20 protein-coding genes and 1 pseudogene are annotated in these 25,328 nt (G+C 71.0%); 15 read left to right on the forward strand and 6 right to left on the reverse strand.

The genetic code is table 11. The features are described from left to right. From MOPEL_RS04235 to MOPEL_RS04260, 6 genes are all read left to right on the forward strand, one after another. Positions 1-521, forward strand: a 521-nt coding sequence (locus MOPEL_RS04235; RefSeq protein ID WP_009481620.1) for a hypothetical protein, incomplete at its 5' end; no start/stop codon positions are given. A 14-nt stretch (positions 522-535) separates the two neighbouring features. Beyond that, positions 536-2,053 carry a molybdopterin-dependent oxidoreductase gene (locus MOPEL_RS04240; RefSeq protein WP_009481621.1) on the forward strand — a complete coding sequence of 506 codons (1,518 nt, stop codon included), beginning with the start codon at positions 536-538 and terminating at the stop codon, positions 2,051-2,053. Positions 2,054-2,079: 26 nt separating this feature from the next. Next, positions 2,080-3,021: a hypothetical protein gene (locus tag MOPEL_RS04245; RefSeq protein WP_009481622.1), complete on the forward strand. Its 942-nt coding sequence runs from the start codon at positions 2,080-2,082 to the stop codon at positions 3,019-3,021. Between the two features lie 29 nt (positions 3,022-3,050). Next, positions 3,051-3,311 (forward strand): CBU_0592 family membrane protein, encoded by a 261-nt coding sequence (locus MOPEL_RS04250; RefSeq protein ID WP_373279731.1) that lies wholly within the window; start codon positions 3,051-3,053, stop codon positions 3,309-3,311. A gap of 30 nt (positions 3,312-3,341) precedes the next feature. Next, positions 3,342-3,623 carry a CBU_0592 family membrane protein gene (locus MOPEL_RS04255; protein WP_009481624.1) on the forward strand — a complete coding sequence of 94 codons (282 nt, stop codon included), beginning with the start codon at positions 3,342-3,344 and terminating at the stop codon, positions 3,621-3,623. 75 nt (positions 3,624-3,698) lie between these two features. Further along, positions 3,699-4,292: a TetR/AcrR family transcriptional regulator gene (locus MOPEL_RS04260; protein WP_009481625.1), complete on the forward strand. Its 594-nt coding sequence runs from the start codon at positions 3,699-3,701 to the stop codon at positions 4,290-4,292. A gap of 93 nt (positions 4,293-4,385) precedes the next feature. Here the strand turns inward: MOPEL_RS04260 and MOPEL_RS04265 are convergent, their stop codons facing one another. After that, positions 4,386-5,222 carry an alpha/beta fold hydrolase gene (locus MOPEL_RS04265; protein ID WP_009481626.1) on the reverse strand — a complete coding sequence of 279 codons (837 nt, stop codon included), beginning with the start codon at positions 5,220-5,222 and terminating at the stop codon, positions 4,386-4,388. A 236-nt stretch (positions 5,223-5,458) separates the two neighbouring features. Between MOPEL_RS04265 and MOPEL_RS04270 the strand changes: the two genes are divergently transcribed. From MOPEL_RS04270 to MOPEL_RS04280, 3 genes are all read left to right on the forward strand, one after another. Further along, positions 5,459-6,046, forward strand: coding sequence for a TetR/AcrR family transcriptional regulator (locus tag MOPEL_RS04270; protein WP_009481627.1), 588 nt, complete (start codon positions 5,459-5,461; stop codon positions 6,044-6,046). Positions 6,047-6,386: 340 nt separating this feature from the next. Next, positions 6,387-7,421, forward strand: coding sequence for an NAD(P)H-binding protein (locus tag MOPEL_RS04275; RefSeq protein WP_040632886.1), 1,035 nt, complete (start codon positions 6,387-6,389; stop codon positions 7,419-7,421). 55 nt (positions 7,422-7,476) lie between these two features. Continuing rightward, a complete protein-coding gene (locus MOPEL_RS04280; RefSeq protein WP_009481629.1) occupies positions 7,477-7,989 on the forward strand; it encodes a hypothetical protein in 513 nt (170 codons plus the stop codon). 154 nt (positions 7,990-8,143) lie between these two features. On the opposite strand, the gene MOPEL_RS17080 is transcribed toward MOPEL_RS04280, so the two are convergent. Next, the gene (locus MOPEL_RS17080; RefSeq protein WP_009481630.1) at positions 8,144-8,572 is read right to left on the reverse strand and encodes a hypothetical protein; all 429 of its coding nucleotides are present in this window, start codon (positions 8,570-8,572) and stop codon (positions 8,144-8,146) included. Between the two features lie 256 nt (positions 8,573-8,828). Next, positions 8,829-9,272, reverse strand: a complete 444-nt coding sequence (locus MOPEL_RS04285; RefSeq protein ID WP_009481631.1) for a GyrI-like domain-containing protein — start codon at positions 9,270-9,272, stop codon at positions 8,829-8,831. Between the two features lie 246 nt (positions 9,273-9,518). Between MOPEL_RS04285 and MOPEL_RS04290 the strand changes: the two genes are divergently transcribed. Both MOPEL_RS04290 and MOPEL_RS18350 read left to right on the forward strand, forming a co-directional pair. After that, positions 9,519-10,826: an aspartate aminotransferase family protein gene (locus tag MOPEL_RS04290; protein ID WP_009481632.1), complete on the forward strand. Its 1,308-nt coding sequence runs from the start codon at positions 9,519-9,521 to the stop codon at positions 10,824-10,826. A 44-nt stretch (positions 10,827-10,870) separates the two neighbouring features. Continuing rightward, entirely contained in the window at positions 10,871-12,370 is a 1,500-nt protein-coding gene (locus MOPEL_RS18350) for a M20 metallopeptidase family protein (RefSeq protein WP_009481633.1), read from the forward strand. Here MOPEL_RS18350 and MOPEL_RS04300 read toward each other — a convergent pair. Together MOPEL_RS04300 and MOPEL_RS04305 are read right to left on the reverse strand one after the other, a co-directional pair. Beyond that, positions 12,276-13,109: pseudogene (locus tag MOPEL_RS04300) on the reverse strand (alpha/beta hydrolase); the annotation flags it as partial. The gene MOPEL_RS18350 and the pseudogene MOPEL_RS04300 overlap by 95 nt on opposite strands. A gap of 176 nt (positions 13,110-13,285) precedes the next feature. Continuing rightward, positions 13,286-14,752, reverse strand: a complete 1,467-nt coding sequence (locus MOPEL_RS04305; protein WP_009481635.1) for a sugar transferase — start codon at positions 14,750-14,752, stop codon at positions 13,286-13,288. A 528-nt stretch (positions 14,753-15,280) separates the two neighbouring features. Here MOPEL_RS04305 and MOPEL_RS04310 point away from each other — a divergent pair. The 4 genes from MOPEL_RS04310 to MOPEL_RS04330 all read left to right on the forward strand — a co-directional run bounded on the left by MOPEL_RS04310 (position 15,281) and on the right by MOPEL_RS04330 (position 22,948). Continuing rightward, positions 15,281-17,494, forward strand: coding sequence for a glycosyltransferase (locus MOPEL_RS04310; RefSeq protein WP_009481636.1), 2,214 nt, complete (start codon positions 15,281-15,283; stop codon positions 17,492-17,494). Positions 17,495-17,847: 353 nt separating this feature from the next. Beyond that, positions 17,848-19,878, forward strand: coding sequence for a malectin domain-containing carbohydrate-binding protein (locus tag MOPEL_RS04320; protein ID WP_009481637.1), 2,031 nt, complete (start codon positions 17,848-17,850; stop codon positions 19,876-19,878). 188 nt (positions 19,879-20,066) lie between these two features. Beyond that, positions 20,067-21,611, forward strand: a complete 1,545-nt coding sequence (locus tag MOPEL_RS04325) for a glutamine synthetase family protein (protein WP_009481638.1) — start codon at positions 20,067-20,069, stop codon at positions 21,609-21,611. A gap of 86 nt (positions 21,612-21,697) precedes the next feature. After that, on the forward strand, positions 21,698-22,948 hold the full coding sequence (locus tag MOPEL_RS04330) for a DUF445 domain-containing protein (protein WP_009481639.1): 1,251 nt from the start codon (positions 21,698-21,700) through the stop codon (positions 22,946-22,948). A 391-nt stretch (positions 22,949-23,339) separates the two neighbouring features. Here the strand turns inward: MOPEL_RS04330 and MOPEL_RS04335 are convergent, their stop codons facing one another. Further along, positions 23,340-25,163 carry an AMP-dependent synthetase/ligase gene (locus MOPEL_RS04335; protein WP_009481640.1) on the reverse strand — a complete coding sequence of 608 codons (1,824 nt, stop codon included), beginning with the start codon at positions 25,161-25,163 and terminating at the stop codon, positions 23,340-23,342. Positions 25,164-25,328: the final 165 nt, after the last annotated feature.

Raw genomic sequence — 25,328 nt, forward strand, 5'->3', positions numbered from 1 at the left:
ATTCGCATTCCCCGGCGTTGAACCGGGGCGTCGACCATCGGGGGACGAAGAATGCCACCCAGAAGGTGACCCGGCACGTGCGGCCCGGCGCCGAACGCGCCTTCCTCCTCCGGTACATCCGGATCAACCTGCCCCGCACGACCCGAGTTCTCCTGGCCGCGGTCGTGGCCGGCATCGGTGCGGCGGCGGTGGCCGTCGCCACGGGCGCGCACGCCCCCTTCCCGGCGGCCGGCCCGGTCCTGTGGGTCCTCGCCTGCGCCGCCGCGGCGTTCGCCGTCGTCGCCCTCCTCACCCGGCTGCGCGTGTGGGGGGTGGGAGCGGTGCTCGCCGCGGTGACCGTGCTCGTCTACCTCGCGGGCGTCGTCGGCGACGCGCCCTTCGTGTGGAACGGCGGCACGATCGCCCAAGCCGCCACCTGGAACCTTCTGCTGTTCCTCCCCCTCGCCTACCTGGCCCTCTACTGGGCCCTGCGGTACGGCATGATCGTCGCCTCCCCCGACGACCAGAACTTCACGGACTGAGAAAGGCAACGGTCATGGAATTCGGATTTCCCGTGTGGTTGCGGGTCGAGCATTTCTTGAACCTCGTGTTCGTGTCTTTTCTCATCCGGTCGGGCATCGAGATCCTGGGCACCTATCCCAAGCTGTACCGCTCCCAGCACACGGTGCCCGGCACCGCCTGGGCGCAGTTCACCGTGCAATCCCAGGCCAAGCACAAGTACTACACGGTAGGCGGCGAATACGACGACTACTCCCCGCGGCTGTCGATGCCCGGCAAGGGCATGCTCGGCCTCGGCCGGTACTGGCACTTCATGACGGTCACGTTCTTCGTGATCACGTGGGTGGCCTACCTGGTGCTGCTCTTCGGCACCGGCCAGTGGCGCCGCTACATTCCCACCGACCTCGGCGTCGTCGCCCAGGCCGGGCGCGACATGATCGCCTACCTCGCGTTCACCGTGCCGCACGCGCCGGAGGGCCTGCCGTTCAACGCGATCCAGCAACTGTCGTACGCGGGCGTGGTCTTCGTCCTCACCCCGCTCGTCATCCTCACCGGCGCGTTCCAGTCACCGGCGATCGCCAACCACTTCTCGCGGCTCAACCGTGCGATGGGCGGCCGCCAGGTCATCCGTTCCCTGCACTTCCTCTGCCTCGTCGCCTACCTCGTGTTCGTCGTGATCCACGTGGCGATGGTGCTGTTGCACGGGTGGGGTCACGAGACCTCCAAGATGGTGTTCGGCCACAGCGACAGCCCCGTCACGGGTGGAGTGATCTTCGCGGTCGCCCTGGCCCTGCTCGTCGTGGCGCACGTCGCCGCCACGAGGTGGAGCCTGCGCGACGGGCGCGCCGTGGAGCGCGTGCACAACGTCATCGTGCGTCCCTGGTCCAACCTGCTGTACCGGCTGCCGGCCCGCATGCACTACGACCGGGACAACGTCACGGGCACCGACGTCGGGCTCAAGAACGCCACCCAGAACTTCCGCGGCTCGGGCCGTCCCCCCGAGACCGACGAGTACCTCGCGCTCATGGCCAACTGCTACGTCGACGACTACGCCCTCGAGATCGGCGGCTACGTCGAGCGGCCCATGACCCTCACGGTGCCCCAGCTCCGGGAGCTCGCCCAGGGCCACTCGCAGACGACGTTGCACCACTGCGTGCAGGGCTTCAGCTCGATCGGCAAGTGGCGCGGCATCCCCGTCTCGGCACTGCTGGAGCTGGCCGGGCCGCTGCCCGGCGCCACCGACGTGGTCTACGTGAGCTTTCAGAACATGGGTCGGGACGACGCCCTGTACGAGGGCGGCCTCTACTACGAGTCCAACCCGATGATCGAGGCCCTGCACCCCCAGACGCTCGTCGCGTTCGAACTCAACGACGAAGGCGAGATCGCCGCCAAGAACGGCGCCCCGGTGCGGTTGCGGGTCGAGACGTCCACCGGATTCCGCAGCATCAAGTGGCTCGAACGCATCGAGGTCGTCAACCGCTACGACATCATCGGCCAGGGCCGCGGCGGCTACTTCGAGGACGTCGACTTCTTCGACCGCAACCAGCTCATCTGAGCAGCGTGACCCGACAGGAGAACCCCATGGAGCGATTCATCCCCGACCCGCTCGACCGGGCCACGATCGACCGGCCCACACCCGCACCCACGTCCACCCCGCGGCCTCGGACCCAGGCCGAGCTCGACGCCTACATCGCCCGTCACCCGCGCCCGACGCGGGACACCTACGACGGCATGTACCCGCTGCACCAGGACATGGAACTCACCGACGAACAGGTGCGACTCGTCCTCGACTACGTGCGGGAGGTGGACTTCCACCTGCCGGGAGCGGGCCCGGAGGAGTTCCTCGTCGTGCGCTGGGCCCGGTACACCGGGTTCCAGTTCCTCCACGAGGATCTCGAGGCGTACGCCGTGGGTCTGTGGTGTACCCACCCCGGCATGGAGGACAAGCACACGTTCATCCGCATGTCGTGGGGTCAGCTCATGGGCGACCCCGACGCGCCCCGGCTGCCGGTCAACGAGCCCGTCCTCGCGAGCGACATGATGACCCTCGCCCCGCTGCGGGACACCCGCACCGGCCCCTCACGCACCGGCGTCGACGCCTACGCCTCGGACGAAGGGCGGCCCGGCGTCGACTTCGACCTCGCCGTGCTGGAACGCGCGCTGCAGGGCGTCGTCGACCACCACGCCACCGGGACGGGGCAGGAACTCGACCACTGGTGGACCCCCGCCGTGAACTGGGGAGTCGGGCTGGCCGGGCGCTACCCGCGACTCAAGTACTTCGAGTCGCGCGGCGAGCTCACGCCGGCCCAGCAGGCCCGCCTCGCCGCCTTCGAGGCCGAGGCGGAGCGCATCGGCGCCGCTCTCGACCAGCTCGGACTGGCCCACCCCGCCCCCGTCGCCGCCCGGGCGCTGGAGCAGGCCGCACGCGCGGAACGGGGCGCCTTCCGCCCCCGCCTGCGCATCCGTAACCCCCGCCCCGCCGCTCCGCGCGCCCAGCCGCAGAACGAGACCTGGAAGTCCTGACCAGAAAGGCCGTACCCGCCGTGTCCACCATGGTGATCTTCGGGCTCATCGCCTCCGTCGCCCTGCTCGTCGCCTTCGCCCTGCTCAACCTGGGCAAGCTCACCCCCGACGACTACCCCTATCAGGTGCTCAACTTCGTCGGCGCAGGATTCCTCGCCGCCTCCGCTCTCAACCCCTACAACGCCGGGGTCTTCTGGACCGAGCTCATCTGGTCGCTCCTCGGGCTCTACGGCATCGTCAAGATCTGGTCGGCGCGCCGCAGGTCCTCCCACCCGGCACCGGCCGCCTGACCACGACATCCTCGGAAGGAACGACGAACCATGGCTCTCTCCTACGAGATCGGCATCGCCGCCGGGATCCTCTTCGTGATCGGCTACGCCCTCCTCAACTTCGGGGTGCTCTCGTCCACGTCGCCGCTGTACCAGACGCTCAACCTGCTGGGGGCGCTCGGGTTCACCTACACCGCGATCGCGCCGTTCAACCCCGGGCTGTTCGTGACGGAGGCGGTGTGGGCCGTCGTGGCCGCCTACGGTCTCTGGAAGATCTGGGCAGGCCCCCGCCACGACGCGCCGGAGACGGCCCCGGGCGTGGCTCCCGCCTGATCCGCGGTCGGCGCCGGTCGATCCGCTGCGGGAGTTCCCTGCGGGCCGTGCTCGGCCTCCTTTAGGTTGGGGTCCATGACGGACCAGGTACGCGCCCGTTCCCGCCGCCGACACGACCCGGAACGGCGCGACCGGATCATCGCCGCCGCGCTGCGGGTCATCGCCGAGCGCGGCGTCACCGGCACCTCCATGCGTCGGGTGGCCGACGAGGCCGACGTGCCCCTCGGATCCATGACGTACCACTTCGCGGGCGTGGAGGAGTTGCTCCTGGAGAGCTTCACCCGCTTCACCGACTCCTCCGTGGCGGACTTCGACGCCGCGTTCGAGAGCGTGTCGACGCTGCAGGAGGCGCGGGAGGCTCTCGTGCGCATCCTCACCGATTCCCCCTACATGCGGGCCGACAACATCGTCATCGGCGCGGAGCTGTACTCCGCGGCCGCTCACGACCCCACCTTCCGGCCCGTGCACCTGGCCTGGATGCACCGTTGCCGACGCACGATCCGCGCCTACTTCGACGAGCCGACCACGCTCATGCTCGACGCGATGATCGAGGGTCTGTCGGTCCACCGCACCTTCGAACAGCACGTCCACCCGGACGAGATGGTGCGGGAGTTGATCGCGAGACTCACGCCCCCGGGGTCGTTCGTGTCCGCTCGCGCGAACGCGTGAGGTCGCCGGGCACGCGCGCGATGGCGCCGGGTCACCCCGTGCGCCGCCACACCGCTCTCGTGGCGGGCGGCGGCGCACGAGCGGCGGCGTGGATCAGCCGCGGCAGAACTCGACGAGCAGGCGGTTGACCTCCTCGGCGTGGCTGATGCCGAGACCGTGGGGTCCGTGCTCGATGACCTCCAGTTGGCTGCCGGGGACGGCCTGGTGGGTGCGCAGACCGGAGCCCTCGAACGGCACGGCGGCGTCGGAGTCGCCGTGGATCACGAGCAGCGGCCCGGTGATCGCGGGCAGGTCGTCGCGGAAGTCGGTCTTGCCCCACGAGGTCATCGCCTCGAGCGCGGCGGCCTTGTCCGAGAGCTTCGCGAGCGCGAACGCCTGCTGACGCTCCTGCTCGGTGACCATGAGCGTCTCGCCCGCGGAGAAGAACATGCGGGTGAAGTCCTCGTAGAAGTCGTCCTCGTCCTTGGCCAGCTGCGCGGACATCTGCGCGGCGAGGTCGGGGGTGAGGGGGCCGTCGGGGTTGTCGGGGCCCTTCATGAGGTACGGCGGGACGGCCCCGAGGAGCACGACCGAGCGGATGCGCTCCCCGCCGTGCCGCGAGAGGTACCGCACGACCTCCCCGCCGCCCATGGAGAACCCGACGAGGGTGACGTCACGCAGGTCGAGCTCGTCGAGGATGCCGGCGAGATCGTCGGCGAGGGTGTCGTAGTCGTACCCCTTCTTCGGCTTGTCGCTGCGGCCGAACCCGCGACGGTCGTACGTGACGACCCGGAACCCGGCCTCGGTGAGCGCGGGCACCTGCGGCGCCCACGACGCCCCCGACAGCGGCCAGCCGTGGATGAGGACGATCGGCCGCCCCGACCCGCCCGTGTCGTCGACGTGCAGCCTCACCTTGCGGAACAGGCCCTTGTCGGTGGTCACTTCGGTCATCGTCGCTCTCCTCGCGTCGGTGGGTGCCCGGGACGGTGTGCGCCGCGCCCGGGCGGCTCCCGTCGACTTACCCCGCGTGCACGCCTCCCATCCCCGCGCGGCGCGGTGCCCCCACCCTTGACCGGAACACTATGTTCCGGATAACCGATACGGTAGCGTTCCGCTTGTGGGGTGGCAAGGTGCCACCGGGTGGGCCGGTGGGTGCGGCGCCCCGAGGAGGAGAGGGAGGCGGGCCGATGCGCGTCGACGCGGAGGAGAACAGGCGGGCGCTCATCGCCGCGGCGTGGCGGCTGTTCTCGGAGCAGGGCCCACAGGCGTCGATGCGGGCCGTGGCCGCCGAGGCCGGGGTGGGCGTGGCCACGCTGTATCGCCACTTCCCGGCCCGCGAGGACCTGCTGCTGGGCCTCGTCGCGGAGGTGCACGAGCGTGTCACCGCGGTGGTACAGGCCCACACCGATGGGTGGGACGCCGACCCGGCGCGGGAGTGGGCCGGGTTCGTGCGTGATGTGGCCGGGCTGCGGCTCGGCACACTCGTCGGCGAGATGGCGCCCGTCGCCGCAGGGATCACGGAGTTCGAGGAGCGCACCGCCGAGCTGCGCGGCCGCACCCTCGGTGCGATCGAGAAGGTGCTCGGCCGCGCGCGGCACGACGGTCTCGCCCGCGACGACCTCGACGCGCCTCGCTTCTTCGCCGCGCTGTCGGTGCTCAGCCGCCCCCTGCCCGAGCCCGCCTCACGGCTGCTTCCCGACGGGGGTGAGTGGATCGTCGAGGTGTTCCTCGACGGGCTCGCCTGCCGTCCGAGCCGTCTGCCTGAGGTGAGCTGACTCCCATGACGTCGGGTGGGCTCACGTGTGCACGTGAGCCCACCCGACTCGAGGTGAGTCGACTCACGTGAGTGCGTGGCGCGCAGGACGGTGTCGCGGGTCTACCGCGCCGCCTCGGCGTGGGCGGGTTACCCTCACCGATGGTGCCGAGCGCACCGTGGTCCTCGGGTCGGTGACAGCGAACCGGGTGCCGGGCACGCGAGGTCGGGTGACAGCGACCGGAGGTGCCTCGACCGATCTCTTCCCCCGCTGGAGGTCGGACGACGCTCTCCGCCGGGCCTCGACCGAGGCCACGGCTGCCGCCGCCTGCCCGAGGGCAGGCCCGCACGAGTGGGGACACATGAAGATCTTGGTGACGGGCGCGACCGGTTACGTCGGGGGACGGCTCGTGCCGTTGCTCCTCGACCGTGGCCACGAGGTGCGCACGACGACGTCCGACCCCTCCAAGGAGGGCCCGTGGTGGAGCGACCGCGACGAGACCGTCGAGATGGACATCCTCGACGCCGACCAGGTCGCCGCCGCATGCGAAGGCGTGGACGCCGTGTACTACCTCATCCACGGCATGAAGGGTGAGGACTTCGTCGAGACCGACCGACAGGGCGCCACGAACATGGCGGAGGCCGTGCGGGCGCACGGCGTCGGGCGGGTCGTGTACCTCTCCGGGCTGGTGCCGCCGGTGGACCACGACGAGCTCTCCCGCCACATCGCCTCCCGCCTCGAGGTCGAGGAGATCCTCAGTTCGACCCCCGCGGTGACCATCACGCTGCGGGCCGCCGTGCTCATGGGCAGCGGGTCGACGAGCTTCGAGGTCATCCGGCAGGTGAGCGAACGGTTGCCGCTGCAGACCGTGCCCGACTGGATGCGCTCGCAGGTGCAGCCCATCGCGATCGTCGACGTCCTCGAGGCCCTCTACGGCGCGCTGTCCGTGCCGGGCCCGTCGCGGCATTACGACGTCGGCGGCCCCGACCGCATGCCCTACCCGGAGCTGCTGGAGACCTACGCCGACCTCGCGGACCTCACCCGTCCGCAGGTGACGATCCCGCTGCTGCCGACCCAGCTCGTCGGCACCCTCGTCGGGTCGCTCACCGACGTGCCCGCCCAGACCGTCGAGTCGCTCATCGAGAGCCTCCACCACGACATGGTGTGCGGCGAGGACGACTTCACGCGCGACCTCCTCCCCGAGGGGTACGAACTCCTGGGCGTCGAGGAGTCGATCCGCCGGTCGCTCGCGCCGCGCACCGCCGAACCGGCGCAGGCCGACCCCATGGGTCCGCTGCCGCACGACCCCGCATGGACCGACGGTGGCGACGCCCGGCCCGCGGTCGCGAAGGCCGTCGACGCGGCCAAGTCGATCCTCCCCGGCCAGGACGACTGACACCCCGCCCGCGACTCCCGCACCCCGCTATCCCACGTCACATCAGGAGAACTCCATGAGCGTCCTCAGCACGACCGTCCGCGCCACCCATCTGCTCACGAACGCCGCCTGGTTCGGCGGCTCCCTCATGGGCGCCGTGGGCCTCAACCCGGCCACCCGTGAACCCGACACGGCCCGTGAACGGCGGGAGGCCGCCGACACCGGCTGGAACCGGTGGGGCCCGGTGCAGGGTGCGGCGATCGGCCTGCACCTGCTCTCCGGTCTCGGGATCGTCGCCGACAACCGCCGTCGCGTCTTCGCGCACCCGCCGACGACGGCCGCCGTCGTCCTCAAGACCGCGACGACCGGTGCGGCGATCGCGTCCTCCCTCGCGGCGTGGAAGGTGGGGGAGACGATCGGTGACACCGGCGCCTCCGCGGACGACCGGGCCCAGGCCCGTCGCCACATCTCGTGGCTCCAGTGGGCGACACCCGTGACCACCGGCGCCCTGCTCGTCCTCGACGCCTACCTCGGCGAGCAGCAGCGCGGCGTCGCGGGCCTTCTCGACCGACCGATGGGTCGACGCTGACCGATCCGATGACGAGGGCCGGGTGGACGCACCACCCGGCCCTCGTGCCGTGCTCTCCAGGATGGCTGGACCTGTCGGCGCGTCACCCCTTCACGGTCGCGCGCGCCGATGCGCGCGCCGGCTTCTGCATGGCCGGGGTCTTCGGCGCGACTCATCACCGCCCACGCCGGCGGCAGGGCGGCGCGTCGCAGCTTCGCTGGTGATCCCGCGGTAGATCGCCGGGAGTCGTCGATGCCTGCGGTCGCAGGGCCGCCCATTCTCCGTTCGTCAGTTCGTGTTCCTTGTCGAGGGCGTGTCGGTACGCCTGTTCGAAGGTGGGGAACGAGCAGTCGTAGACCGTGCGCCACCGCAGCCACCCCACCCGCTCCTGAACGAGGACGTGATGGGGCGCGCGGCCGAAGACCCGGCGCACCGTCACGGCCAGGAGTGACCCTCCCAGGGCGTCCAACGGACTTCCACCATCGATGTGCGGGCCGATCAGCCACGTCGCAACATGTGACGGCTTTGCGATCACGAGGTAGACCGTGCCGTCCAGCGAGATCGGTTCACTCGCGTAGGGCGATGTCTGGTCCGAACCCTTCACATCCGTCTCTCTTCTGCCCCGACCCTGCTCCGCACACCGAGGCCACCCACATCGTGCGCCGAAGGGTGTGGGCCTCGCAGACCCGCGGCTCACGGCATCGGCACGGCCGATCGCCGTTTCGGAGCAGCGCGTCGCTGTTCGGAGTTCGGAAGGCCAGGGCATACCGGTCAACTCACGTAGACGTCGACAGGTCGGCCCTGGGCAGGGCACTCGATCAGAGGGGTCCGACGTGCACGCCTGCGGTTGCGCTGTTCCGTCACGGATTCGAGACCACAGGGACGAGGCAGTCGATCTCGCCCTCACGGCGGTAGCTCTCGATGTGGGGGCGGGTCGGGTCGTGGTCCGCGAGGTCGAAGAGCACGTCGAACGCCTCTCCGATCCGCTCGTAGATCGCCGGGGGCTCACCACGCAGGCGGAGGCGGAGGTAGTCACCGCCCGGGACGGTCGTCTCGTCGAGGCCGAGGGAGTCGTTGGCGTCGCCTTCCAGACGGGTCGCGCACATCCGGTAGACCCCGGTGCCGGCGAAGCAGAGCCCCATCATCCGACGTCCTCGGAGCGAGTCGAACCCGCGCTCGAACTCGGGCCAGGCGGCCTGGACGGCCGAGAGGTCGAGCGGCACGTCGCGGCTCACCGCGGACAGGTCGTCGAGGGTGACGACGTCGATGCGCCCCAGGGCGTGGTCGCGAGCATGGGTGTCCATGTCTCAGGACTACCGACGACCCCGGGGGTTTTCAAGGGGATCGGGACGTGAGTTCGGCGGAAGGGAGGGGGCACTCGCACCGAACCGCCGGGAGTGCGGCGCAGGATTCTCCCGCGCTCGAAGGGTGTCGTCGGCGGGATCGATCCGCGTACCGTGCGGGAAGACGCCCCGCGCCGCGACCACCCCGCATGTCTCGGCCGCTCGCGGTGGCCGTCGTCCGACAGACACGCAACGAGGGAGCACGACATGGCCGACGACACCATCCGCAGCGCCGACGTCATCGAGGCCGACCACGCGCGCGTCCTGCACTCGTGGTCCGCGCAGGGGTCGCTGCCGCCGTTCGAGATCGCGGGCGGCTCGGGCTGCGAGCTGTGGGACCACGACGGCAACCGCTACCTGGACTTCTCGAGCCAGCTCGTGTTCACGAACATGGGTCACGGCCACCCGCGCATCGTCGAGGCCATCGCGCAGCAGGCGAAGCAGCTCGCGACCATCGCGCCCGCCACCGCCAACGCGACCCGCGCGAAGGCCGCCCGCCTGGTGCTCGAGCGGGCACCGCAGGGATTCGAGAAGGTGTTCTTCAGCAACGGCGGCGCCGACGCCAACGAGAACGCCATGCGCATGGCCCGCCTCGTCACCGGCCGCGACAAGATCGTCAGCCGGTACCGCTCGTACCACGGCAACACGGGCGCCTCCATCGTCGCGACGGGAGACTGGCGGCGCTCCTCGAACGAGTACGCCCGCGGCCACGTCCACGTGTTCGGCCCGTACCTGTACCGCAGCGAGTTCTGGGCCACCTCCGTGGAGGAGGAGTGCGAGCGCGCCCTGCACCACCTGGAGCGCGTCATCCAGGCCGAGGGCCCCGAAACGGTCGCCGGCATCCTCCTCGAGACCATCCCCGGCACGGCCGGCGTGATGATGCCGCCGCCCGGCTACCTGCCCGGCGTGCGCGAGATCGCCGACCGCTACGGCATCGTCCTCATCCTCGACGAGGTCATGGCCGGGTTCGGTCGCACCGGGGAGTGGCTGTCGCTCGACGCGTACGACGTGCGCCCCGACCTCGTGACGTTCGCCAAGGGCGTGAACTCCGGGTACGTGCCCGTCGGCGGCGTCATGGTCGACGGCCGCATCGCGCACGAGTTCGACGAGCGCGTGTTCCCCGGCGGGCTCACCTACTCCGGGCATCCTCTCGCCGCGGCGGCGATCGTCGGGAACCTCGAGGCGATGGCCGAGGAGAAGGCCGTCGAGAACGCCGCGACGATCGGCCGCGACCACCTGGGCCCGGCCCTGGAGGCGCTCGCCGACAAGCACGACGCCGTCGGCGAGGTGCGCGGCACCGGCGTGTTCTGGGCCGTCGAGCTGGTCGCGGACCGCGACACCCGCGAGCCCCTCGCCGCCGCCAAGATCGGTGCGATCAAGAAGGCCTGCCAGGAGCGTGGCGTCGTCGTGTTCCCCTCGGCCAACCGCATCCACATGGTGCCGCCGTGCATCGTCACGCCCGACGAGGTGGCCCGCGCCGTCGACGCGCTCGACGCCGCGCTCGCGGCGCTCTGACGCCCGAACGGCACCACACCCTCGAACGGTCCCCGGAGGATCCGATGTCCCCCCTCACCCCCGCCCAGCTCGACGACGGCGCCCGTGACGTGACGGCCGACGTCGTGCAGTGGCGGCACCATCTGCACGCCCACCCAGAGCTGTCCAACCGCGAGGAGAAGACGGCGGCATACGTCGCCGACCACCTGCGCGGCCTCGGCCTGGACGAGGTGATCACCGACGTCGCCGGTCACGGCGTCGTCGGCGTGCTGCGCGGGGGTGGGGCAGGTCCCGACGGGTCGGGCTCCAAGGCGGGCGCCCGTACGGTCCTGCTTCGCGCCGACATGGACGCGCTGCCCGTGCGGGAGGTCTTCGACGAACCGTTCGCTTCCACCGTCGTCGACGAGGACTACCCGGGCGGGCCGTTCCCCGTCGCGCACGCGTGCGGGCACGACGCGCACACGGCGATGCTCATGGGCGCGGCGTCCGTGCTCACGGACGTGCGCGACGAGCTGCCCGGCACAGTCGTGTTCTGCTTCCAGCCCGCCGAGGAGGGCCCGCCCGTCGACGAGGAGGGCGGCGCGCAGGCCATGGCCGACTCCGGCGTCCTCGACCGGTTCTCCCCGACGGCGGCGTTCGGCATGCACGTCGCGCCGCTGCCGACGGGGATGATCGCGTACTCGCGCGGCAACGCCTACGCGGCGTCGTGCGTCGTCAAGGTCACCGTCATTGGTCGCCAGGTGCACGGCTCGATGCCGTGGCAGGGCGTCGACCCCATGCCGCCCGCCGCCGACATCGTCGCCGCCATGGGCCAGCTCTACCGGCAGGTCCCCGCCGGGGAACGCATCGCCGTGAGCGTCGGGCACGTGCAGGACGTGGGCCGGTTCAACGTCATCGGCGAACACGTCACCCTGTGGGGTACCGCGCGCGCGCTGCGCGCCTCCGTCACGGACGACCTGCAGGAGCGCATCCGCCGCACCGCCACGCACGTCGCGCAGGCGTACGGCTGCGAGGCCGAGGTCGAGTTCCTGCAGGCCGTGCCCGCGCTGCACAACGCGCCCGACTGGATCGACGCCGTGCGGCCCGTTCTCGAGGACCTCGTCGGCGAGGAGAACGTGCTCGAGATGCCCGGCGGCATGGGGTACGACGACATGTCCGTGTTCATCGGCGCCTACGGCGGCGTGTGCGTCAACCTCGGCGCGCAGGACGCCGTGCTCGACGGCGAGGAGCTGCGGCCCGCCGAGGGGGGGCCGCGGCGTCGCGCCCAACCACAACCCGGGCTTCTACGTCGACGACGACGTCCTCGCCACCGGCGTCGCCCTCCACGCCCGCCTCGCGGTGGGGCACCTCAGCGGGGACGTCGCGCCTCAGGCCTGACGCGGCGCCTCAGACGCCGGCGGGGGAGTGGTGCGCCGTACGGCGGAGGAAGTCCGCGAGCCGCGCGATGTACCCGGGCCGGTCGGCGAAGTACGCGCCGCAGTGGTCGACGCCGGGGCAGGGCACGAACTCCACCGTGCCCGGCGCGGCAGCAGCGGCGAGCTGCTCCGCGTGCGAGAACGGGATGATGTGGTCGTCCCTGCCGTGGACGAGAAGGATGGGTCGCGGCGCGATCCTGTCGATGACGTCGATGGGACGGACCTCCGCGAACCGGTAGCCGTATCGCACCCGGTTGACGAGGTCGGCCACCGGCACCAACTGCCCCGGGGGCAGGCGGAACTGGCGGATACCTGCCCCGACGACGTCGCTCATCGTCGCGAACGGCGAGTCGAGGACGAGTGCGGCGATGCGGGGGTCCTCGACCGCGGTGAGCAGCGCGGTCGCCGCCCCCATCGAGAACGCGACGACGGCGATGCGCACGTCCGGACGCCGTTGCGCCACCCAGTCGACCGCGGCACGCAGGTCGAGCTGTTCGTGCAACGCGAGCGACTGCGGGCCGTCGCCGGAATCACCGTTGCCGCGGAAGTCGAACATGAAGACGGCGTTCCCGGCTCGGTGGAGGCCGGGGCCGACTCCGAGCATGTCCGACTTGTTTCCGCGGTGGCCGTGGCAGCAGATGACGACGGTGTCTGCGTCGGGGTCGTCGAGGAACCAACCGACGAGCGACACGCCGTCCTCCGCCTCGAACCGGGCGGTCTCCTCCTCGAGCCCCACTTCGAACGGGGTGAACGTGTACGGGAGGTCGGGGCGTCGAGGCGCATTGAGGATCCATGCCGCGGTCGCGCCGACCCCGGCCGCACCCAACCCGAGGCCGGTCGACACCAGCCCTGCCGTTCGCGCGATCCTGCGTCGTCGTGCCGCGTTCATCCCCACTCCTCACCCGTGGTCCAGGAGAGTGCGCTCACACACCTCCGCCAGGTCGGACAGTAACCCCCATCCCTCGCACGCCCAGAGCCGGGCCCGGACACGACGACGGGGGTGGATCACCGTCGCGGTGATCCACCCCCGTCGGGTGGGCTCGCCTTCGGAGAAGGCGGGCGGTGTCAGTAGGCGCCGCTGCTCGTGAGCACGGCCCTGAACGTGCGGAACAGGATCTGCAGGTCACCGATCGGCGACCAGTTGTCGACGTATCGCAGGTCGAGGCGGATCGACTGCTCCCAGTCGAGGTCGCTGCGGCCACTGATCTGCCACAGACCCGTCATGCCGGGACGAACGTGGAGGCGACGCATCGCGTCGGGCTCGTACTGCTCGACCTCGGCCTGGCTCTGCGGACGCGGGCCGACGAGCGACATGTTGCCGATGAGCACGTTGAACAGCTGGGGCAGCTCGTCGAGGGAGAACCGGCGCAGGAACGTGCCGATGGGCGTGATGCGCGGGTCCTTCTTCATCTTGAACTGCACCTCGTTGCCCTCGTTGTACGCGAGGAGGGCGGCGAGCTGCTTCTCCGCATCGACGACCATCGTGCGGAACTTGTAGATCGTGAAGAACTCGCCACCAACGCCGACGCGCTTCTGACGGAACAGCACCGGGCCGGGCGAGGTGACCTTGATCGCGATGGCGATGGCGAGGAACACCGGCGAGAGGAGCACGACGAGGATCGCTGCGAGCGTGCGGTCCATGAGGCTCTTGAGGATGACCGAGCGGCGCGTCGCCGCGGGACGCTCGATGTGGAGCAGCGACATGTCGTTCGACTGACGCAGCGAGAGCCGCGGGCCGGCGACGTCGAGCAGGCCGGTGGAGACGACGAGTTCGACGTCGCGCTCCTCGAGGGCCCACGCGAGACGGCGAAGAGCCTTGCCGCGGAGCTCGGGGTGGGCCGTGACGGCCACCACCTCGGCGTCGCACAGGTCGACCGCGGAGATCGTCTCCAGGGCGGACCCCATGACCGGCACGCCCTCGATCGTCGTCGTCGTGTCGTCGCCACCGGCCTGCGAGGTGCAGACGGCGACGACGTCGAGACCCTGGTCGGGCGAGGACTTGATGTTGCGGATGAGCTCGGCGGCGGCGTCGGCGCGACCGACGACGACCGTGCGCTGCATGAGCTGACCCTGGCGGCGGTTGCGGTGCAGCCACGCCCGCATGAGGCGACGCACGAGCAGCCCGAGGGTGAACAGCCCGATGACGAGGGTGATGACGTAGAGACGACTCCACTGGGCCTTGACGAACAGGCCCCCGATGGCGAGGAGCGAGAGCAGCCCGACGACGGCACGGCCGACGGAGCGGTACTCCTCCTCGCTCACGCCGAGGTAGCGGCGTTCGTAGGCCCGACAGAGGCCGAGCGCCATGACCCAGAGCAGCGGCATCGCGAGACTCGCCGCGATGTACGACGGACTCATGTCGGCGCGACCCGGCCCGACGGCGAGTGCGAGGGCCACGGTGGCGCAGGCGCTCACCACGTCCCAGAAGACGACGCGGTGCAGGTACCTCTGCGACCACGACCCGGCACGCGAGGCGACCGAGAAGATGTCGCCGTCGATCGATGGAGCGAACGCGGTGCTTCCCCCGGGCACCTGCACTCGCTCGGCCGCGACGCGCGGGCGGCGCGCACGACGGTGCGCCGGCCGCGCTGCGGCTTCACGTTCGTGAATGGACAAGACAGCCCTCCGTGTTTCGGACACGGCCCGGGACGATCGAGATCGCCCGGCCCCCAGATTCCCCTTCGAGGTCCGCATCGGGTTCCTCCCCGCTGCGCATCGAAGCGCCCGGTCTCGCCTCGTTCGGGCCCGCGGGTGCGGGTCGAGCGGGGCGTGGACAGCGCCTCGAGGAGCAAACGACCGACTTGGACGGTGGTCCCACTCTACCGACCATGGCGACGCCGGGCCACCCGCCCGGCGTCGTCGTCGCATCCGGGCGTTCGTCCTGGTCGCATGCCCAGATGAACACACTACAGCCACAGGACCGTTCGATACGGAAAGGGGTGTCCGGATCTCGTGTGCATCCCAGATCGGTTGCCGCGTGTCGGACGCCGCGGGCTAGGGTGACCGACGATGTCCGGGGCCATCCGGCCCGGCAGCGATCGAGACCTGGGGGATGAGGTCATGACGGCATTCGACACCGCCGGCGGCGCCAACGGGACGCGTACCCGCGAGGGAGCGGGGCACACCTTCGAGGTGGTCCTCGTCACCTACCGCAGCCGTGCCCACGTCGAGGAACTCGTCGGGAGGTGGGGCACCGAGGTGCCCGTCGCGCTCGTCGACAACGGCAGCGGCGTGGACGGGCTCATCGAGTGGGCCGCGCAGCGCCCGCAGGTGCGCTACCTCGACGGAGGAGGAGTGGGCTTCGCCCGCGCCGCCAACATCGGCGCGTTCTCCTCGGAGGCGGAATTCGTCGTCTTCGTCAATCCCGACTCCCGGCCCACGGTCGCCGACCTGCGGGCCCTCGTCGAGGGTCTCGCGGCCGACCCCGTCTCCGCCTCGCACGCGGCGACGATGGCGGGCGCCGACGGCGACGTCGAGATCGGCGTCGCCGGATGGGAGCCCGACGTGTGGCGTACCACCGCCTACGCCGCGGGCCTGCACAAGAGGTGGCCGCGCGCCGGCGTCTACGCCAAGCCGGAAATCGGTGAGCGGCTCGCGGTCGACTGGACCACGGGCGCCTGCATGGCCGTGCGCACGGTCCAGTTCCGCCGCCTCGGTGGGTTCGACGAGTCGTTCTTCGTCTACTCCGAGGACATGTCCTTCGGTCGCCGTGCCCGTGAGGCGGGCCTGCGGCAGGTGCTCCGACCGGACGTCGTCGTCGCCCACGGAGCCGGCTCCTCCGGTGCGCCGTCGGCGGAGATGATGCGCCTCAAGGGCGCCTCGTTCCGCAACTACGTGCACCGCTACCACCCGGGCGTGCCCGCCGCGGTGATGTCGGGGACCCTCGCCGCGGGGTACCTCGCCCGCTCGGCACAGAAGCGCCTCACCGGTGGTGAGATGGCGCCGCTGTTCCTCGCGCAGGCGGCGGGTCTGCTCACCGGCCGTGCGTCCGTGGGTGGCCGCGAGGTCGCCCGGGCCCGCATGGAGGAGACCGCCCCGGCCGCGCGTCGTGCGCCGACCGGTGGGGCTCCCGAGGCGGGACGTCGTCCGATCCTCCTCGTCACCAAGGAGTTCGGCGAGCCCGCGACCTCCGGCGGGATGCTCCGCACGCTCGCCATCGCGCGGTGGCTCGCCCGTCGCGCCAACGTCGTCGTCGTCGCCCCCACGGGGGTCACCGGTGTCCGACGTCTGCCCGGCAGCGACGAGATCGTCCTCGAGCCGCTGCGGCAGGCACCGCGTCGGTCGCTCCTCGCCGACGCTCTCACCCTGCCGCGCTACCGCTCCGTCGGTGCGCCCCGCACGTGCGGGGCGGCGCTGCTCACCCAGGTCTCCGACACGCTGCGCGTGCTCGGCCCGTTCGGCGTGGCAGTCGTCGACCACACGTGCCTCTTCGGGGTCGCCGATCTCCTGCCCGACGACCTGCCCGTCGTCCTCAGCACCCACAACGTCGAGTCCGACCTCATGCGCCAGCGGGCCGGCGCCGAGAGCGGCCCGATGAAGGTCGCGGCTCACCTCGAGGCGGGACTCCTACGTCGGCTCGAACGCACCGTCGGCTCCACGTACCCCACCGTCGTGTGCACCGAGCACGACGGGGAGGTCGCCCGCGAGGACGGAGCACCCGCCGTCGCCGTCGCCCGCAACGGCGTCACGCCGCCGACCGGTCTCGACCGTGCCCGCGCCGTCGCCGACAACCCGCTCGGGACCGAGCTGCTCTTCACCGGCGCCCTCGACTGGCGTCCGAACGTCGGCGGCATCCTCTGGCTCGTCGAGAGTCCGCAGTGGGCCCGATTCGTCGAGACCCATCCGGGTGTCGTCCTCACTGTCGCGGGGCGAAACCCCTCCGACGACTTCCGCGCCCGCCTCGAGGCCGCCCCCGGGGTGCGCGTCGAGGCCGACGTGCCGAGCATGCGTCCGCTCCTGGAGCGTGCCCGCCTCGGCGTCGCCCCGCTCCTCGAGGGTGGCGGGTCTCGCATCAAACTCCTCGAGTACGTCGCCCACGGACTGCCGTCCGTCTCGACCGTCGTCGGTGCCTCCGGGCTCGACGGGCTGCCCGAGGACGCCATCGTCCAGACGCCCGAGAACCTCGACGCGTTCTGCGCCGCCGTCGACGTCGCCCTCTGCGAGGGTCCGACGACGCTCCCCGCGGACCAGGTCGAGGCGATGCTCGCCGTCTACGGCTGGACCCAGGCGCTCGAGCCCGCCGCCGCGGTGCTGCCGGGGGCCTACCGAGGCTGAGCGCCGACGGGCGGGTGTGGGGGAGACCCGCGCCCGCCCGTCGCCGAGTCCTGCCCCCCCCACGCGGGCGGCCCGTGCCGAGGGTGATGTTCCGCCGCGCCGACGTCGTCTCACATGATGGATGATCGGGGCCGTCGTGGACGACGCGGTCCACATGCCCGCCACGCGCGGCGAGGTGGCCTGCGCCGCGCTGATCCGGTTGGGGAGCACCGGCGTTCGCCGACACCTCGGCGATCGACACCTCCCGGACGCGCTCGTGGACGCTGCCCGGGCTGCGGGGCGGGGCTCAGGTGCGGGGCGTCGGTGGTCGATCGGCAGGCGTCTCACCACCCTGCCGAAGGATCGATCGCCACATGCCTTCCTCCACCCTGCTCCGCCCTGCCTCCGTGCTCACGGCGGCCGCGCTCGCCCTCTCTGCCACGGCGACGGGTGCCCTCACCCTCACCTCCACCGCGGAGGCCGCCACCGGCGACATCCGCATGACCGTCGCCCCGTCCGCGTTCACCGCCTCCGACGGGACGACGTGGGCCGCACGCAGCGGCTTCGACGGTGGTGACTACTCGCGGTCGTACACGTCCGGCACCATCAAGGGCGCCACCGACTCCCGCCTCTATCACCCCGAACTCGTCCGGTTCCACTCGTGGGCGAGGCCCGTCGAGAACGGCACCTACCGCGTCACGCTGAAGATGCGCGAGCAGTGGTGGACAAAGCCCGGGCAGCGCGTCTTCGACGTCACCGCCGAGGGGCGCACCGCGCTCTCGAACGTCGACATCGTCGCCGCCGTCGGCAAGGACGCCGCCTACGACCGCACCTTCGACGTCACGGTCACAGACGGTCGCCTCGACCTCGGCTTCCCGTGGAAGAAGGACTCGCCGCTGCTCTCGGCGCTGCAGGTCACCCGCCTCTCGGGCACGCCCGCCCCGACACCCACGCCCGCTCCGACGCCGACCCCCGCCCCGGCACCGTCCGGCGCGGTCGTCGCCCGCGTCGGCGCGACGTCGAGCCCCGTCAAGGACGCCGCGGGGAACACCTACGAGGCCGCCTCGGGATTCGCCCGGGGTGACGTGTGGGTCGCGCCGTCGACCATCAAGAACACGCCCGACCAGCAGCTCTACCGCCCCGAGCGTGTCCGTCTCACGACGTGGAGCCGCGCCGTCCCCAACGGCACCTACGACGTCACCCTGAAGATGCGCGAGGCGTACTACGACGGCGTGGGCCGCCGCGTGTTCGACGTCGCCGCCGAGGGCGTCCGCGTGCTCAAGGACGTCGACGTGTTCGCCGCGGTCGGCAAGAACGCCGCCTACGATCGCACCGTGCGCACCACGGTCACCGACGGAAAGCTCGACCTCTCCTGGACATCGAAGGTCGACAACGCCCTCGTCTCCGGAATCGTCGTGACGAAGGCCTCCGGCACGATGCCGTCCCCGACGCCCACCCCGACCCCGACGCCCACGCCGACGACGCCGGAGTCGACGACCGCGCCGAAGGCCGCGAAGGGCAAGCTCAGCGGCATGCACTGGGACTCCGGGATGTACCCGATGAACCGTGCCGGTGAGGTGACGAAGTGGGAGCAGAACCGCGGCCGCAAGGTCGACGTCATCACCGTGTTCCCGAGCCGTGAGTCCTGGGGCGCGATGCAGAGCACGTGGTTCATGGACGGCCAGCGCATTCCCGCCGGGTACGCCGGCACCCTTGACGTCGGCGTGCCGCTGTGGCCGAACGACGGCAACCTCGCCACCGCCAAGGCCGGCGGGTACAACGCGCAGTGGGAGAAGCTCGCCCGCAACATCGCGGCGAAGTACCCCAACGCCTACATCCGTCTCGGATGGGAGATGAACCTCCCCGGCTGGAAGGCCGCCGCCCACGCGAACACCGCCGAGGACTGGAAGACCGCCTACCGCCAGGCCGTCACCTCCATCCGCAAGGGTGGGCCGAACCTGCGCATCGCGTGGGTCGTCAACGAGGGGCCCGGCCAGACCGGCACCCCCGACGCCCGCGTCTTCTACCCCGGCGACGCCTACGTCGACCACATCGGCATGGACGCCTACGACTGGGACCCGCGCTACACGACCGACGCGAACATCGCCTACCACCGCGACGGCGCGTACGGCTGGAACTTCTGGCTGAACTTCGCCAAGCAGCACGACAAGACGTTCGTGCTCCCGGAGTGGGGCATCGCCCGCGCCAACCCCAACGGTGGTGGCGACAACCCGAAGTACATCAATTTCGTCTACGACTGGATGCTCAAGAACCGCGACTGGATCGCCTACGAGAGCTACTTCGACGAGACCGAGAGCTACATCCGCTCCGACCTCTTCACCGGCTACAACCCGGCCGCCTCGGCCGAGTACAAGCGCTGGATGTCGCTCCTCGGTCGCTCCTGACCGACACCCGCGACGCGTGATCGCCGACGGCCTCCGCCGGTGAGGGACGCCTTCGACGGTCCGCCGCCCCGGCCCCGGGGAGGTGGGCCGTCGCCGTTCCCGGAGGGGGCCGGGCGCTTCCCGCAAACGCCGGACGAGAACATGCGGGCGGGTCGAGGATGGAACGACACCGCGCGAAGGAGACGACGATGTCCGACCGAGCCCAGCACGCCACCCCTGCCCGCACCGGCGGCGAGGGATCCGGCGATCCCCGCGTCCAGCTCGACCCGCACCCCCTCGTGCGGTTGCTCGGCAAGCCGGCGGCGGAGTTCACGCGCGACGACCTCGTGCGGGCCGTCGAGGAGCTCGGTATCCGCATGATCGACCTGCGCTACGTCGCGGGCGACGGGCGGCTCAAGAAGCTCGACTTCGTCATCAACGGTCGCGAGCACCTCGAGTCGATCCTCACGTACGGGGAGCGGGTCGACGGCTCGAGTCTCTTCTCGTTCGTCGCCGCCCGCTCGAGCGACCTCTACGTCGTGCCGCGGTACCGCACCGCGTTCCTCAACCCGTTCGCCGAGGAACCGACCCTCGACCTCCTCTGCTCGTTCTACGACGGCAGCGGCGAACCACTCGCGTCCGCGCCGGAGAACGTCCTGCGCAAGGCAGCCCGCACCCTCGAGGAGCGCACCGACACCCGCCTCGAGGCGCTCGGAGAACTCGAGTACTACGTCTTCGACGAGGTGGACACGATCTACCCCGTCGTCGAGCAGCGCGGTTACCACGAGTCCCACCCCTTCAGCAAGTGGGGGAGCATCCGTCGCGAGGCGATGATGCACCTCGCGGAGATGGGCGCCCAGATCAAGTACGGCCACGCCGAGGTCGGCAACATCGTCCACGAGGGTCGGGAGATGGTGCAGGGGGAGATCGAGTTCCTCCCCGTCCCCCTCGAGGAGGCGGCCGACCAGGTCGTCCTCGCCAAGTGGGTGTTGCGGGAGGTCGCCTACCGTCACGGCCTCGAGGTGAGCTTCGCCCCGAAGATCGTCGTCGGGCAGGCGGGAAGCGGCTTCCACGTCCACACCCGCCTCGTCCGCGACGGGGAGAACGCGTTCGTCGGCGAGGACGGCCTCAGCGACGACGCCCGCAAGGTCATCGCGGGTTACCTCGAGCTCGCGCCCTCCCTCACCGCGTTCGGCAACACGGTCCCCACCTCCTACCTGCGCCTCGTGCCCCACCAGGAGGCGCCGACGTCGATCTGCTGGGGCGATCGCAACCGCTCCGTCCTCGTCCGCGTCCCCCTCGGGTGGGCGGGCGTCGGTGACCGCATGCTGCGCGACGCGAACCCGAACGAGCCCGCCGGGTCGCTCCCGCACCGCATCGACCCGCAGACCGTCGAGATCCGCAGCGGTGACGGCTCCGCACAGGTGCACCTCTACCTCGCCGCGATCGCCGTCGCGGCCCGTCACGGGCTCGAGTCGCCCGCTTCCCTCGAGATCGCCGAACGCCTCTACGTGAGTGAGGACGCGAGCGAGATCCCCGACCTCGACCAGCTCCCCGCCTCCTGCGCCGAGTCCGCCCGGGCGCTCCGTGCGATGCGCGCCGTCTACGAGGAGGGCGGCGTCTTCCCGGCCGGGCTCGTCGACGCGACGGCCGAGGACCTCGAGTCCTACCACGACCTCGGGCTCAGCGAACGACTCGAGGGCGACGTCGCGGGCCTCCGCACCCTCGTCGAACGTCACCTCCACTGCGGCTGACCGGGTCGGACGTCCGGGCCCGTCGACGACGGCGGGCCCGGTCGACCCCCGTCGTCGCGGCGGCGTCCACGGGGGACAATCGGCGCATGCAGACCCTCGCCCTCACCGAAGCCGACGAGCAACGTCGCGCGGCGCTGTCGCGGATGCGCACGCTCGCGACCTCGCTGTTCGTCCTCGCGATCATCGTCTTCGCGCTCACGATCCACCGCGTCGGCGTCCTCGGCTACGTCAACGCGACCGCGGAGGCCGCGATGGTCGGCGCGCTCGCGGACTGGTTCGCCGTCACCGCGCTGTTCCGTCACCCGCTCGGTCTGCCGATTCCGCACACGGCCCTCGTGCCGCGTAAGAAGGACACGTTCGCCAAGTCGCTCGAGGACTTCGTCTCGGGGCACTTCCTCACGGGGGAGGCGGCGCGGGAGCGGCTCCTCGCCTCGGACGCCACGTCCCGCTTCGGTGGGTGGCTCGCCGTGCCGGAGAACGCCGACCGCGTGGTCGTCCACGGCGCGAGTCTCGCGACGCGCGCGATGGGGCACGTCACCGACTCGGAGATCCGTGAGGTCGTCGCCCAGTCGGTGATGCCGCGTCTCGTCGACGAACCCGTCGCACCCCTGGCCGGCGCTCTGCTCGACCAGGTCGTGCGCGACGACGTGCACCGCCGCCTCGTCGACCTCGTCGTCGTCGAGGCACACGACTGGCTCCTCGACAACCCCGACACGTTCGCCTCGGTCGTGGGGGAGCGGGCGCCGACGTGGACGCCGCTGTGGGTGAACAGCATGGTCGTCGACCGGCTCCACACCGAGGCGCTCAAGTGGGTGGGCGACGTCCGGGACGACCCACACCACCGCATGCGTCTCGCCGTGGACGACCTGCTCCGCGACCTCGCCCGCAACCTGCGGGAGGATCCGGCGACGAGGCAGCGCGCCGAGGAGCTCAAGGCGACGTTCCTCGAGCATCCGCAGACCCTCGAGACCGCGATGGGCCTCTGGGGGATCCTTCGGCGCACCCTCACCGACGCGCTCGACGAACCGGGCGGTCGGCTCCGGACCCGCATCCACACCGAGCTCGTCTCGCTCGGCGAACGGCTGCTGAACGACGCCGACCTGCGCGCCCGTGTCGACAGGCGCGTCGGTGACGCCGTCGCCGGGCTCGTCGACACCTACGGCGCCGAGCTCGTGCCCGTCATCTCACAGGTCATCGAGCAGTGGGACGGCAAGGAGGCGGCCGACCGCATCGAACTCCACGTGGGTCGGGACCTGCAGTTCATCCGCATCAACGGCACCGTCGTCGGTGGCCTCGCCGGGCTGCTCATCCACACCCTGAGTCAGATGGCGCTCTGAGGCCCGACCCGTCGTGGGGGTTTCACCTGGTGGCTCTCGACGTGAAGTGCGCGGATTCGTGTAGAGGGGGAGCCTGGAGCCGAGGGGCAGAGTGCGACCTGGAATAGTGATCAACGTCTTCACGGCTCAAGGGGCTCTTGCCTCGTCCAGACGCGTCAGCAAACCCCCGCCCCGACGATGGATCATGGCCGGAGCCATCATCGGGGCGAGAGGATATTTGCGAAAGGATCATTCCTTCACCCGTGAGCGTTGGCGCTGCGCCCAGCATCCCGTGAGGAACTCTTTCGAGGATGCCGATCAGTCATTCGATGTGAATCACAGACGATCTTCTCGTTGCACTGATTTGCCGGACCGCCTGGATGTCGGGCGGCTCAGTGATACGTCGGGCGACTCACTGATACATCGAGGTGATGAGGTCGGCGTGGCGGCGCTCCACGGGACCGCGGCGCACCTTGAGGGTGGGGGTGATCTCGCCGGCGTCCATCGTGAGCGGCTCGGAGAGGAGACGGAACTTCTGGATCCGCTCGTAGCGGGCGGAGTCCCGACCGACGCGGGCGATGAGGTCGTCGTAGTACTGCTCGACCTCGCCACGAGCGAGGAGTTCCTCGGTCGAGTCGCTGGCCCAGCCCTTCTCCCGGGCCCGATGCTCGAGTTCCTCGAACGACGGCTGGATGAGGGCCGTGAGGTAGGGGCGTCCGTCACCGATGACGACGGCGGCCTCGACGAGCGGGTCCGCGGTGAGGGCCGACTCGATGGGGCCGGGGGCGATGTTCTTGCCCTGCATCGTGACGATGAGGTCCTTGATGCGGTCGGTGATGAGGAGGTAACCGTCGGCGTCGAGGTGCCCGACGTCACCGGTGTGGAACCAGCCCTCCTCGTCGATCACCGCGGCGGTCTCCTCGGGCCGGTTGTAGTAGCCAGGGGTGACGTTGTCGCCACGGACGAGGATCTCGCCGGTCTCGTCCGAGATGCGCACCTCCGTACCCGGCACGGGGCGCCCCGCCGTGCCGCTCTTCACCGCCCCCGGAGCGTTGCAGGAGACGAGCGGGGCGGTCTCCGTGAGGCCGTACCCCTGGTAGATGGGCAGACCCGCGGCGAGGAAGAACTCCTCGACCTCCTGACGCAGCGGGGCCCCGCCCGCGGCCATGACGTACTTCTCGCCGCCGACGACGTCGCGCACGTTGTGGAGGACGAGCCGGTCGGCGAGGGCGTGGCGGGCGGCGAGGGTGCGGGGGACGGGGCGGCCCTCGCGGCGGCGCCGCTGGACGTCGGCACCGACACGCAACGCCCAGTCGAAGAGCCGCCGCTTGACCCCCTCCCCGGCGAGCTGGTGCGCACCCGCGTAGACCTTCTCGTAGAGGCGCGGCACGGAGACGAACGTCGCCGGGCGGATGTCGAGCATCGCCGCCGCCACCGTCTTCGGGTCCGTGACCGAGCAGTTCTCCATGCCGCTCGCGAGCGCGCAGTACGTCCATCCCCGCTCGTAGGCGTGGCTGAGGGGAAGGAACGACATGTTCCGCTCACCGCGGGGGAGGCCGAAGAGGGTGTCGATGACGTAGAGCTCGCGGGAGTACGCGCGCTGCGTGAGGACGACACCCTTCGGGGCGCCGGTCGTGCCGGAGGTGTAGATGATCGTCACCGGTGTGTCCGGGTCGACCTCCTCCTCCTTGGCGGCGAACTCCTCCCGCAGCCGGGTGAGGGTCTCGGCGTCGCCGGGCACGGTGTCGAGGATCTGCGCGAGCGTGCGGACGGAGGCGCCCTCCGCTCCGGCCGTGTCGTCGGCGTGACGATCACCCGGCAGGAGGACGCACGGCATGTGCGTGTCGAGGTCGTCGTCGGTGGCGAGGGCCTCCTGCGTGCGGGCGAGTAGTTCCTCGGTGCCGCAGACGACGACGCGGGCGCCGCTGTCGCGGAGCACGTGGGCGATCTGGCTCGGCGTGCTCGTCGTGTAGATGGGGACCGTGACGAGCCCCGCGCGGAGGCAGGCGATGTCGACCATCGTCCACTCGGGGGAGTTGCCGGCGTGGATGGCGACGCGATCGCCGGGGGTGAGCCCCAGCTCGAGGACCGCGGTGGCGAGGCGGGCGGAGATCTCGTCGAGCTCGCGGTACGTCGTCGTCACCCAGTCGCCCCGCCGTCGGACCCGCAGGGCCACGAGATCGGCGTTGTCACGCAGGCTCGTGGTGATCCACGACGTGAGGGTGCGGTGGGACACGGGGGTTCCTCCAGGGGTGCGGACGGGTGACTTACTCCACCGTAAGTTACGGGACCGTCGGTGCAAGCGCGCGGGGGACTCCGGTGCGATCGTGGTGGCCGTGGGCTACCGTCGTCACGGCTCGCCGTCGAAGCCCGGCGGCCGCCCCGGTCCACACGCCAACCA

It is taken from the genome of Mobilicoccus pelagius NBRC 104925 (genome assembly GCF_000247995.1).
Classification (GTDB): domain Bacteria; phylum Actinomycetota; class Actinomycetes; order Actinomycetales; family Dermatophilaceae; genus Mobilicoccus; species Mobilicoccus pelagius.